The sequence below is a fragment of the Pseudoalteromonas umbrosa genome (genome assembly GCF_030125375.1).
GTDB lineage: Bacteria > Pseudomonadota > Gammaproteobacteria > Enterobacterales > Alteromonadaceae > Pseudoalteromonas > Pseudoalteromonas umbrosa.
On the sequence record NZ_JASJUU010000003.1, the window covers coordinates 14,247 to 27,908 of the forward strand.

Consider the following 13,662-nt stretch of genomic DNA (forward strand, 5'->3'; position numbering starts at 1 on the left):
GCTTTAGCAAGTAAAGCGGACCAAGCAGCGGTAAATACTGCGTTATCAGCTAAAGCTGATAAGACAACTATGGACACTGCTTTAGCAAGTAAAGCGGACCAAGCAGCGGTAAATACTGCGTTGTCAGCTAAAGCTGATAAGACAACTATGGACACTGCTTTAGCAAGTAAAGCGGACCAAGCAGCGGTAAATACTGCTTTGTCAGCTAAAGCTGATAAGACAACTATGGACACTGCTTTAGCAAGTAAAGCGGACCAAGCAGCGGTAAATACTGCGTTGTCAGCTAAAGCAGATAAGACAACTATGGACACTGCTTTAGCAAGTAAAGCGGACCAAGCAGCGGTAAATACTGCGTTATCAGCTAAAGCTGATAAGACAACTATGGACACTGCTTTAGCAAGTAAAGCGGACCAAGCAGCGGTAAATACTGCGTTATCAGCTAAAGCCGATAAGACCACTATGGACACTGTTTTAGCAAGTAAAGCGGACCAAGCTGCGGTAAATACAGCATTGTCGGGCAAAGCTGATAAAACAACCGTAGAAACTTCTCTGAACTTAAAAGCCAATAAAACGGATGTAGAGACTGCCACAACAAATGTAGTTCGATTTGATCCAGCCAAACTTGAGTGGGCTTTTGCACATTCTTATAAAGCTGGTGAAGTAGCTAGATATTTCTTAAATGGACACATGTATATTGCATTGCAAGATATAAGCAGTGACCAGAATATTGTACCAACTATGCATCCAGAATATTGGGCTCTTTTTGTTGAAGGGCAGCAAGGTACAAATAACAAATTAATTTTTGCGACTAAACAAACATTTGACGGTAATTTAGGTGGTGCAAATGGCGCAGATCAAAAGTGTCAGACCGCAGCAAATGAGAGTAGTATTCTTCCATCGGGAACCTATAAAGCATTAATTAGCACCTCAACACGCAATGCTTCAAATGTTATAAGTACACAAAATACATACTATAAAATTGATGGTACTGTAGTTGCTTATCCTTTTGCTTCATTTCTAGCTCTGAATAGATTAAATTCACCGATTAATATGGATCAAAACGGTGATACTGTAAGTGGCTCAGCATGGACCAATACGAATACGCTTGGAGGTACTACCCACTGGCAAGCCTGTGGTGATTTTCATACGGGGTCAGGCTCTTGGGATGCGTATTCGTTTGCAGGTGCACAAACGGGTTTAGTTGATTCTACTTCTTCTACTTGGAGAAGTGATGTGAATATAGGGTGTGATCAACAAGCTAGACTGTACTGTGTTCAGCAGTAACTCTAGTATTATAAAAGGCCTACTCAGTGAGTAGGTCTTTTGTTTGGTAATTCCGAATATTAGCTGAAAAATTGGCATGTAGTAGGCAGCAATCACGACAAAGGTTAATCGGGTTGAACATCTATGCTAATAATTACTCTATCTATAAATTTATTCCTCAATATACCAAGACTCACTCTAGCATAAACGATATTTATAGGGATACATCTGCAAGTAATATCGTGAAATGCGAGTACGCTTTAAATCTTCCTTGTCAAAGCATTGTAATGTTATAAAATTGATGAATACGGTATTAAAATTTTATCTATATATCAATTTATAGTGTTATTTTTTTAAATTCTAAGCGTTTAAATTTATGAGGGCACAGTGAGTGAATTTTGATGACACCTATTTTTATTTTTTTATGGTGTATTGCTGTGTTTTATCACTTTAAATCTGATTTTTTGCATAAAAAAGCAAAAGTAAGAATCATTTAATTTCCTTGCAAAGGCTTGTGATATTTCACAAGCCTTTTATCATACCTTGAAATTCCCTTGTTTAGATATCGTTTACTCGCTAGACGAACAATTTAAAAGATGACAACAAGCATTCATTTTTCAAAATGATTTTGTGTGCTTGATATAGAAGGCTCAATCATGAACTTGAATAAGGCTCGGTGGCTATTATTGGCAGGTATATTCAGCTTAGCTTTTGTTGAAATGTGGGTATTTATCGACCCTATTTTAGGGGGGGATAAAGCGAAGAGTTCGACTGAACTTGAGGGGCCAATATTAACTTCAAAAGTTTTGGCTGAAACAAGTGTGGTACCGACAATACCAGCGAGCAAAGAGGTTGAAATGACGACGGCACAGCACACTGGGCAGCTTAAAGTGGTGTCTCGGCCTATTTGGCGTTTATCTGGTGTATTTTATGAGCACTTGAATGTATTAGAAGCCAAAGCACAAAAAGGGAGCTTAGAAGCAAAATATATAATTGCGATGAACTTTAAGTTTTGTGTTTTGGCGCCACAGGATAGTGATGCGCTACAAACTAAGCTAGAGGAAATCGCATCATACAGTGATGCAGGCACGGCCGCTGATAATGTAATTAGACAGTTTCACTATTGCGAAGGGATCACAAAGGCGCAAAAGCAATCTTATGCAAGGTATCTTGAAGAGGCAGCACATAGTGGCTTTGTTGCAGCACAAGAGGCTTTCGGTAGCTTAGCGGCTGAGTATTATATGAAGACACAAGGCTTTAATCGAGAACATCGAGATGAATATATTGCACAACGATCGCGATTCAAAGAAAAAAAGTGGGCGTTTCTAAACCAAGCAGCGCAACATGGAAGTGAAAAAGCGATGATGACTTTATCAAGCATGCATTACTCACAGCAGCTAGAGAAAAACAGCTTTGCGCAGGCTTATGCTTTGAGTAAGCTACTTATGGAAATTACTGAAGATGACGAAGTGTACAATCGTCATGCGTGGTTTGAGCAAAAGCAATATCCGAAAATGACTGAACAAGAGTTAGTATATGCGCAGCAGTTTTACGAAAGCTGGCTGAAAACCATCTATGAAAATGGCACACTTTATCCGAGTAGATAATCAAGTAAAGAGTGGTCGTCGAAATAAATAGCCAGCACTTACGTTAAATGCTTGTGTGCCATTTAGACTTGTCTTGATTCAGCGCTGTCAAGCTTTTACTTATATTGTCCATACGTATTGCAAGCACTATTGAGGATGAATAAGTATCCACTATGATTATTCTCAATTACTTACTACTGACACTCCCTGTCTGCACCTTTTGCTTTAATTAAGCCAATAAACAAAAGGAGCTATACACATGAAACAGAATATAATTGAAATCGTTACTTTTAAATTAATGGAAGGCGTATCAACAGAGCAAATACTGGAAAAAAGTGCAGACTTTGAAGAGTTTGTAGCCAAGCAACCCGGCTTTTTATACCGTTCGTTGGCGCACCAAGCGGATACTGATACATTTGTCGATATCAGCTATTGGGAAACTTTAGAAGATAATAAAAAAATGCAAGCTGTATTTGAAGAGGCACCAGCTTGCAAAGCATATTGTGCGTTGGTTGATAAAGAATCTGTTGGGATCAGCCACCATAATGTAGTGACTAAAAGCTGTGATGCTTAATTAAAGGAGGAAGATTGTGCATAAATCAGAGCGATTATTTCAATTAGTCAATTTGCTCAAAGGTCGTAAAGTTGCTGTGACGGCAAAGCAATTGGCTGAAAGGTTAAATGTTTCTGAGCGCACAATCTACCGCGACATTCAAAATTTACAAACGTCTGGCGTACCTATAGAAGGTGAGGCGGGGATAGGTTATTTGATCAGTGAGTGTGACTTACCACCCATGATGTTCTCTGTACAGGAGCTTCAAGCATTGCTAATTGGCAGCCGAATGCTCGAAGCATTCTCTGATCCAGAGCAAGCACAGCATGCCCAGTCCGCTATCACTAAAATTGAAGCTGTTTTACCTACCAAAATGAAACAGATAAATGATGATCTTCCCTACTATGCGCTGGGCTATAAACATGACGACAGGTGCCAAGCGCATAATAAGGTACTACGAGAAGCCATTGAAAACAAAAACCACCTATTGATGACTTACCAAGATGTAAAAGGTGATGTAAGTGAAAGAACCATTGAGCCGTTAGGTCTGGTTTACTGGGGAGGAAAATGGACTGTGATTTCATACTGTTTGCTGAGAAATGCTTACAGAGAATTTAGGTTAGACAGAATTGTTTCGCTAATCGCACTTCATACACATTTTGAACAGGAAGAAGAAAAGAGCGTATTGCATTACATAGATCTAGTTAAGTCAGCCGCATGCGACAATAAAAATAACTAGATTTCAATCTCCTATGACCAGTAGCGAGTTATTTAACCGAATATACATATATAACATTGAGAATTATTTATTCAACCAAATACACACTATTAAGAACAAATGCCCACCCATTGTAAACATTATAAATACATTTAATTTTATTCGTAACAAGAATTAACTTTGGCAACTTTTATTAAACGCAAATGAGAGTTGTTATCATTTGCTATCGCTGTTAGTATGCGCGCTCTCTGCGAATAAACAATCATATTGCGATGTATGGAGTGTAATATGCAATTCTCTCGTTCACTGAATTCTAAAAGTGTTCTTGCAACTGCGGTTAAAGTTGCTTTACTAGGTGGTGTTGTTGCATCAGCTCAAGCTGCTGACAAAGCTCAAGACGATATTGAACGCATCAGCGTTTATAACAAACATAACGCCCTGATTTTAGAATCAGGCACGGCAACTAAATCAAACATGGCGTTGATGCAAACACCTGCAGCAGTGGTTATTGTTGATAAAGACTTACTTGATTCACAAACAGCAAATACGCTGCAAGATGCGATCAGAAACGTGAGTGGTTTCGTTCAAGCTGGTAACAACTATGGCATTGGTGACAATCTTGCTATTCGTGGTTTAGGCGTAAATTATACGTACGATGGCATGTACGGCGGTGCAAGCCTTGGTAATAACTACAACCCAACTCGCTCTATGACTAACATCGAGAGTATGGAAGTTTTAAAAGGTCCTGCTACTGGTTTATATGGTATTGGTGCTGCTGGCGGTGTGGTCAACCTTATTGAGAAAAAGCCTCAATTCGAAGAAGCTTATGAGATCAGTACAAAAGTAGGCAGCTGGAATACCTACGGACTTATGTTAGATGCGACAAATGCAATTACAGATGATTTAGCATACCGTGTGGTACTTAACCACGAGCGTAGTGATGGCTACCGTGATTTACAGCAAGATCGTGATGAAGTGTACGCAAGCCTAAAGTTTGAGGCATCAAAAGATCACGCTTTATTATTTTCTGCGGCATACATTGATGATGCAGTACAGGTAGACTCTGTAGGTGACCCAGTACGTATCGTTAATTGGGATAGCATTGATGGTGAGCCAAGAAAACTTACTGGTGCAGACGTACCTAATGATCCTAAATTCATCATCAACAAAGACGGTAAAAAAGAGTACCTAGGTATTCAATTATCCGACGCACAGAGAGAGCAGTTAGCGGCATCTATTTCAACAACGGATGGTTTAAATCCAATTGACTTAGGGGATTCGAGCCTCATATCACCGCTTTCTACACCAAACGAAGGGCAAGAGCTACGCTTTAAGCTTCGTCATGACTGGCATTTGGGCGAAGAGTCAACATTGACTCAGCAAGTATTGTGGCGCCAATATGATTCTGATTTGACTCGTCAAACTGGTGCATACAACTATGTTTATTGGGACCGTTCAAATCGAACACATGGTTCAATTGTCAATGCCGATCCTCGTGCTCCTGTAGTGACTGAAGACGGTGAATTGCACCCATATTCAGCACGCCGTCAAGAATATCGTCGTGCTGTTTCAGATGAGCAAACATGGCAATACTTCGCTGACTTACAGCTTGGCTGGAGCTATGGTGATATTAGTGGTGAGCATTTAGTAAGTGTTAACTACGAAGATAGAAAGATGTCGTTTAAACAGTGGCATGCTTACGATAAAGACGGTGATAGCCGCAGTAATAATCTGCCATATATACTTGATATTAGAAATCCGGTTTGGCCAACTGGTAGCTTTATGGACTACGACCCATTTGTAAAGAGTAACTACGAAAAGTCATTAACTGCTTATGGTATTAGTGCGCAAGAAGTACTTTATTTGACAGATGCATTGACTGCTCGAGTTGGTGCTGCTTACACTGAAATTAAGCAAACATATGAAGACTTGGGAACTGATGAGGAAGTTAAAGAGCTTGATTCTAAGGACTCAGGTACGACCTACAATGTGGGTTTAAACTACCAAATTACGCCTCAGTTTTCGGCTTTCATTAATGCCTCTAAAGGCAGAACAGCTTATGGTGTGCTTTCGAAGTTAGAAGATGAAAGTGACTTTATTGATGGTACTAACATCCCTAAAAAAACCAACCAGCCAGACTCTGAATCAGAGTCATTTGATTTAGGTTTTAGATTTACAGCATTTGAAGAAGATTTACTTGGATCTGTTGTTTTCTTTGAAACAAAGCGCACTAATCTAAGGTATAGTAATACTGAATTTAATTCTGAAGTAGGTTCAACAGACTACAACGTTGATGTGCCACGTTATTTTTACGACAATAATGAAACAACCAAAGGCGTTGAAGTTGACTTAAACCTAGTACTCAATGACGCTTGGAAACTAAATCTTAACGGTACATACCAAGATGCTATCTCTGTGATGAATAGCCAAAAAGATCCTGCAGATAGAGAAGTCGATAAGAAAGGCTTACCTGAAAAAATGGCTGGTGCTTGGATCACACACATGCTACCTCAAATTATGGGAGGAGATTTAGAATTAAGTCTTGGTATGAATTATGTGAGCGAGCGTACAGTAAGTAGTGCTGGTTTTGGCTTACCAACAGCGGTTGTTGATGGCTATACACGTTGGGACATGGCGGCAGCTTATTACTTTGACAACTACCATTTCCAACTGAATATTGAAAACTTAGCGGATGAAACATACTATAGTAAAGCGATGTTCTTAGGTGGATTACCAGGTAATGAACGTAATGCTAAACTGACGTTTAACTATCAGTTCTAAATAAAACATGATGATGTAGAGGCGGCAATTTGCCGCCTTTTTTATTTCCTTTTATTCAGAGAAATTGAATTTTATGCCTGTTACTTTTAATACAGGTTTTAAGCGCACTCAACTTCAGCAAAAATCCACTTTTTCATTGTCTATTTTGTGATTCTATTGGCCTATAAGTTGCTTATAAATTGTGAGTTAAACAGACATTGCCGGATAAGGACACGCCAATGAACTTAATTGCAGCATTCAATCACAATAGAATATTTCAAAGCCAAGATAGCAAAGTGCAAAGTAGCATAGAAAAGCATGCTGAATTCGCGTCACTAATGGAAAAAACAATAAATGCCAAGCCCGAAGTCACCGAGCCTGATCTCATTATGCCGATTTCTCTCAATCGAAACTATGATGAAATATCGGACCAAGCTCATGAGTATTATCAACTTGCCCTTGAGATAGCTAAAGAACGTGTTGACCCAGAGCTAGAAGATGACAGGTTAAAAGAAATACAACTGTATCAAGAAACCACAATCGAAATTATGGACATACCCATTGAGGTCGAAATTGAACAACATGAAATCAATGAAGCGCTCTTATTTGGAAGTCTAGGTATTGATTTTTTACAGTATAAAGAAATGGGTGTACGTATTGATATGCTCAACCTCATGGAACAAGACATCAACACTTCTAAAACATTACTCACCAGTGATAAAGAAAAGCTTAAAAGCGTATTGAATGAAAGGCGAGAAGTGTTGGAGTTACAACGGGAAGAAATGCTTGCAGGCACCTATTTAGAGCAAAATACAGATCATAAAGGCGAAATTAAAAAACGCTTTGACGACATAGACTTTAAACCATAATCACAACGTCGTAGCAATTAATATGACCACTTAATAAGGATATCCATGAGCAGTATTTCAGCGTTAAAACATATGCCTTTTGAAAAGGCTCAACAACATTCAATGCGTAACCAACTGACACAGCACGCCAATTTTGCCTCTGTAATGCAAAGCGTCTTGACGGAGAAACCAAACAACAGCGTCCCTGAACACTTAATGGCATTGTCTTTAAATGTCAATTTTGATGACATCAGTGAGCAAACAAAGAGAAACTATTATGAACAAGTCTTGCCTAATGCCAGAGAGCGAGTAGATAAGAGCCAAAGTGCGAAAAACCAAAAAATTCAGCTGTTTGAAGAATCTGTTATTGAAATAAAAGATATCGCGATAAAAGTTGATATTGAGATCGACGAGGTAAATGAAGCCTTACTATTTAGCAGTCTCGGAATCGATTTTCTGAAGTATAAAGAAGCAGGTGTTCGTGCGGATATGCTCAGCCTACTAGAAAAAGACGTTTATCAATCTGAAGGTTTAACAGCATCAGAAAAGCAAGTCCTTATAGACACAATTGCAATGGAAAGAGACAAGCTAACATCATTGCAAGAAAATATATTGGCTGGTACTTACATGCCTAAAGAAAAAAATTAAAAACCGATGGAGTACAATAACGATACTGCATCAATTGAATGGAGGGCTGCCTTTTATAAATAAAATATTTGCTTTTTGGAGGCTTTTTACTGGGCAGCTTGCAATGTTAACTTTGCTTCTTTTGGTCAAGCTACCTTTGAAACTAAAAATAAGTTTCTCCTTAAGAGCTAACCTGTAATGTCATGTTTTATTTATTAATCTTTTTCAGTTTACTTTAAATAACAAACATATAACAACGTAATTGTCAGACCAACTCTAAACTTAAAGTAACGGCATAGTCATAGAGGTGTATATGATAAAAAAGCTCATATTGATCTTTTTATTGCTGGTTGGTGCTGGCTTTATGCTTTGGTTATACCAAGATGTTACAAATGAAGATCGCCACTTTGCTGTTCAAAACACAGCCAAATCTAAAAATAATTATCTACTTGATTTTAAAGGTCACATTTCTCAAGCCATAAGACCGACTGAACATTTTTCGTTCCCAATAGAAATTGGTGCAATCGGTCCTTCCGAGAGCTTATACTCTGGCCCAAATCAGTATCCCTTTTACTGCATGTCACGAGACTCAAAGTTAGGCCAACCCGAAGTGGATAATTACGAAGCGCTTGGGGTTCCGGTTTATGATAGCGATAAAGTTATCGGCTACAGTAAAGATTGCGGCGTAAAAACACGCATTGATTACTATACATTGAGCAAAAAAGGTAGCAGTTATATTGCTTCTAAGGTCACGGATGTGAAAACGGCGAAGCATACCGAATTACCATTATTTAGAGTCGAGCAAGGGACAATCAACCGCTTTATTTATACTTTAATTATGCCGATAAAAAATACGGAAGTGGATAATAGACGAGCCAAAAGTAAGTGGAATAAGCGCCTTATTTATCAGTTTAATGGTGGTTCAGGAATTGGCTTTAGGCAAGGGAGACAAAAAGCTTCTAGGGTTATGACGCGACAAGCACAGCAGTTACTTGACGGATACGCAGTCATTAGCTCTAGCGGGAATAAAACCAGTTATACCTATAATATGTTGTTAGCTGAAGATACCGCTCGGCGCGTTAAAAAACAGTTCACGAGTTTATATGGCAACCCCCTTTACACTGTTGGCGTGGGTGGTTCTGGTGGTGGGTTAGCGCAATATTTGATCGCGCAAAATAGCCATGGAATTCTCGACGGACTGATACCTCTGTATAGTTACCCAGATATGATAACGCAGACGACTTATGCGTTAGATTGTGATTTGTTAAATAACTATTTTACATTTAGGGCTGCGGATAAAAGCACATGGCGAGATTGGGAAAAGCGGCGACTTATTGAGGGGATGAATGCGATCAATGGTTTCCCTCAAAAAGGCGGGTTTTTACAGCCGATAAATCAGCTGATGTCGGGGTTTACGCCCAGTTTTCCAAAGGGAAGCAGCGAGTGCATTAATGGGTATTTTGGACTGTCAGCTTTCATCAACAACCCACAGCAAGGGTTTATCAGAGAGCACTACGCAAAACATGTTGTTGATGAAACAAAATGGAGTTATTGGCAAGATATGTCGCATGTTTTTGGTATTGATGAAAATGGGTTTGGTTTAAGTACTTGGGACAATGTAGGTGTGCAGTATGGACTTAATGCACTTAAAGCTGAAAAGATAACACTTGATGAATTCTTACATTTAAACGCACATATTGGTAGTTGGAAGCCGCAGCAACAGATGCGACAGGAGGAAATAGTTTTACCGTTTGGCCACAAGCTGCCCATTTGGCTTACATTGTGGGGGAATCACAATATTACCACACCAATTGATGAAGTTGCCCCAAGACATGTCGGCTCTATTAAAGCAATGAATCAAGCCTACAAATCTGGGCAAGTGTTTATTGGAAATATTGACCTCCCAGTGATAGATGCGAGACATTATTTAGAGAATGAACTTGATATGCACCATATGTCAGCATCATTTTATAGCCGGCTTCGTATTCAGGATGCAAAAGGGCATAGCAGAAATCATGTGATATGGGTTGCGCATAAAGATTTTGATCCGACAAAACAAGCATTTGACATGATGGATAAATGGTTGTCAAAGCTAAAATCTGAAGAAACACTGACTACAATAACTGCCAAGCCAGAATCCTTGAAAGATACATGTTTTAATAAAGACGGCAGTATTTATGGAGTAGGAGAAGGCGTTTTCGATGGACAATGGAATAATCGTAAAGAGGGTATTTGCCAAAGCCGTTTTCCAATGTTTAGCACAAGTAGAATTGAAGCCGGAGGCCATTGGGCCGGCACTATGTTTAAGTGTCCACTGATCTCCGTAAAAAAAGCCGTAGAACAAGGTATATATGGAAAAGTAAACATAGCTGAGCATCTTTCAACACTACAACGTATTTTCCCTCAAGGTGTTTGCGACTATGGTGGGAGAGATATAGGACTACCTAATGCCCATATCACAGAATATTTGGATGAGAAGTTTCGCCAACAAGGCGTTGAATTACGCATGGTGAATAAACAATCGAACTTACCTTAATTACAACTTTATAACGGTGTCTTTTTAAAGTTTAAGTTCTTTTTTCTGGTTTGTTGGTGATGTTTTATATCTTTATAACCTTTTGCTTTTATTTGTTTTTTTATTTCGGTGATAGAAAAAACAAGGTATTTTTATTTTTGTATTGCTATAAATAAAAATCCATTTTATATTCATATTGTTCCAATAAAGTGAACTAGATTTTTACCTGAACAAGGATGTTCAATTTAGCATTTATTCTTGGCCTTCATTTTTGATAATTACTTATTAAAAGTATTGTATTAAATTGTATTAAAGTGTTATTTACTATTTGAGTATAGCTTAATTACGCCTATCATAGATTGCACCATGGAACCATAGGTACAATTATGAACTTTAAAACACTCTCAGTAATTCCTTTCTCAATTCTAGCGCTGGCAGGTTGTTCAACTGAAACGACAGAGTCTAGCAGTGTGAAAACAGATGCTATTTGGGCTGACATATATGTGACCTCACAAGGTGAAGACAGCCGCGTTATTGCTGAATTGAATGTTAGCTCTCGAAATGGGAATAATATTAAATTATCGGATAATGACAAGCTGCAAGCGACGGCATCTGGCGTTACTAAAGATTTAAAAATAGACGATAGTTTATTAGATATTGATTATCGTGCAACGTTTAATGTAGCGGGTAAAGATACTGACTTTACGGTGACTTTTTCTAGGTCAGAAACGAACGACGTAATTAAAACAAACCTTACACTCCCTGCTCCTTTTAATATAATCACGCCACAAAAAAATCAGTCATTTTATAAAAAAGATACTATAGAAGTTAATTGGACTGCTGATACTGCGACTGATACTCGACTAGACGTTGTATTGACCGTTAGGTGCAAAAACAAAGAAGGAAACGAGCAAAGTATCGTCGAAAATTTTCGTGACATAGAAGATGACGGAAACTTAAAAATAGACTTATCTGCTTTAGAGGGCTTTGAGCAAGATACTCTGAATACAAAGCAGACATGTGAGGGTGAGGTATACATAGAAAGAATTAGATATAGCCCAGTCCCTGAAGCATATGTAAATGGTAGTCGTGCAAGAGCGATACAAGAGCGATACTCAGATGCTTTTGAGGTGAGGCTGTCTAGTTAATATGAATGCTGATGCCTTATTAACTGAATAGTATATATTGCCCTGTGTATGGCAGGGTAAAATGGTAGTTTTCGTTATCTAAAATGTCATAAAGCATACAGCTACCATTTTGGTCTTAGTTTATGGCTACCAATAGTTTAAATTGCTCCATTGAGATTATGTTAATTTTAATTTGATTGTATTGAAACCAGTTTAGATTGGCTACTTACTATATTTTAGTTTTTTATACTTATATTATATTGAAGCTTGCAGTGACTGTTATATATAGCTCTATTTGTTAATCTTTAGCATGCCAGATTTGGCTTGAAAGCCTATGGATAGTGGGTGATTGAAAGTCATCAGCTACTTATATGGGTACGTGTTTGACAAACAGCGAGCTTTCATACTCATGTATATTCTTACTCTTAATTTAGTTACCTTTTCGCTATACCATCAAACTCAAGTGTATTAGTTTTCCAGTCGTGATAGGTAGATGAATCATTGAAAAACTTGTAGGGGGAGGGAAGCTACATCTTTCACTATTTTTTGTGCAAATTCAGGATTTACTTCGATGTATGGAATAATGACTCCCTAGTTGTCCAAAAAGTTGCGAACTCTTAACGACTTGCTTGTCGTTGGTTTTTTTGTACATTACTGTCTGATACCGACTTATTCATAGCTCTGAGGCAGGTTATTTGTGATAAACTAAAATGTAAAATTATTACTTATCTTCCTAGTACATAAACATCTAAAACAGCAAAGTACATGCCTTAAAATAAAGTCTATTTTTAGCCGGTATAAATCTTAATTTTAGGTATTTTTTTCCCAAAAGGAAAAACATTGTCATGTTAAGCTCGACTTTTAAGCTGTGTTTAGTTATTTCCATCTAGAAAAGTAGCTACATGTCTATTGATATCGAACGTGCAAAATGTAAAAACAATGAAAAAAAGTAAATTGACCAGTCAGCTTTAATTCTCATAAGCTACTAGGCCACATTAGGGCCAGTATTTATAGCAAATAGCGTTTTTCAAACTATCCGAATAGTTTAATTTATTGCTCAATAAGTCTTGTACGATGCCATCAAAATATCAGTGATGTGTTCAGCTCTTGATGGTGTGGTTATGTAAGTAGAAAGGGATTTAACATGAATGAAAAAGTAAAACAGTTACCTCTGCATGTGTATAAAAAAAAGTTGTTTTGGGGGACCACCATAATGCCATTTATTGGCGGGTTTTCGATTATCTTTGGTATTGCTGGTTTGTTAAGTGGAGTTAATATACTTGGTTACTTAATTTTATTTGGCATAACTTATACTATTAACTACTCAATCTATGTGAGACACAAGCCGGTAAAACTTTTTTCAACATTTGCAGAGCTGAAGTTAGCGCCACTTGGAGTTAGAGAAATCATTCAATATAGCGATATTGAAATTATAAAAATAGAGCATAACCACATTGAAATAGCTTATAAAAATCAAAATGAACCGAAAATAGCAAGTATACCGCTAGAGTTGTTTGGAAGTGCGTGCCAGCAACATTTGGTGGGTCATTTTCAAGGTCTTACAATTAAGGCTAATGAATAGTCTTAAATAGGGAGATACTGATTTTTATGCTCTATATACAATTAAATAAAACGCTTTCAGGGAGCAATCGCACTAGGTTTTAA

General features: G+C 37.9%; 10 protein-coding genes. All 10 read left to right on the forward strand.

Annotated elements, in window-relative coordinates; genetic code table 11:
* On the forward strand, positions 1–1,284 hold a 1,284-nt coding region (locus tag QNM16_RS10230), incomplete at its 5' end, for a DUF1554 domain-containing protein (RefSeq protein WP_284020384.1).
* A gap of 635 nt (positions 1,285–1,919) precedes the next feature.
* The gene (locus tag QNM16_RS10235; RefSeq protein ID WP_284020385.1) at positions 1,920–2,870 is read left to right on the forward strand and encodes a hypothetical protein; all 951 of its coding nucleotides are present in this window, start codon (positions 1,920–1,922) and stop codon (positions 2,868–2,870) included.
* 238 nt (positions 2,871–3,108) lie between these two features.
* On the forward strand, positions 3,109–3,423 hold the full coding sequence (locus tag QNM16_RS10240; RefSeq protein ID WP_284020386.1) for an antibiotic biosynthesis monooxygenase family protein: 315 nt from the start codon (positions 3,109–3,111) through the stop codon (positions 3,421–3,423).
* 16 nt (positions 3,424–3,439) lie between these two features.
* Entirely contained in the window at positions 3,440–4,141 is a 702-nt protein-coding gene (locus QNM16_RS10245) for a helix-turn-helix transcriptional regulator (RefSeq protein WP_284020387.1), read from the forward strand.
* 267 nt (positions 4,142–4,408) lie between these two features.
* Positions 4,409–6,901 carry a TonB-dependent receptor gene (locus tag QNM16_RS10250; RefSeq protein WP_284020388.1) on the forward strand — a complete coding sequence of 831 codons (2,493 nt, stop codon included), beginning with the start codon at positions 4,409–4,411 and terminating at the stop codon, positions 6,899–6,901.
* A 218-nt stretch (positions 6,902–7,119) separates the two neighbouring features.
* Positions 7,120–7,749 (forward strand): hypothetical protein, encoded by a 630-nt coding sequence (locus QNM16_RS10255; RefSeq protein ID WP_284020389.1) that lies wholly within the window; start codon positions 7,120–7,122, stop codon positions 7,747–7,749.
* A 45-nt stretch (positions 7,750–7,794) separates the two neighbouring features.
* Entirely contained in the window at positions 7,795–8,376 is a 582-nt protein-coding gene (locus QNM16_RS10260; protein WP_284020390.1) for a hypothetical protein, read from the forward strand.
* A 292-nt stretch (positions 8,377–8,668) separates the two neighbouring features.
* On the forward strand, positions 8,669–10,891 hold the full coding sequence (locus QNM16_RS10265; protein ID WP_284020391.1) for a DUF6351 family protein: 2,223 nt from the start codon (positions 8,669–8,671) through the stop codon (positions 10,889–10,891).
* A 365-nt stretch (positions 10,892–11,256) separates the two neighbouring features.
* Complete coding sequence (locus QNM16_RS10270) at positions 11,257–12,018, forward strand: hypothetical protein (RefSeq protein WP_284020392.1); 762 nt, start codon at positions 11,257–11,259, stop codon at positions 12,016–12,018.
* A gap of 1,123 nt (positions 12,019–13,141) precedes the next feature.
* A complete protein-coding gene (locus QNM16_RS10275; protein WP_284020393.1) occupies positions 13,142–13,579 on the forward strand; it encodes a hypothetical protein in 438 nt (145 codons plus the stop codon).
* Positions 13,580–13,662 lie beyond the last annotated feature (83 nt).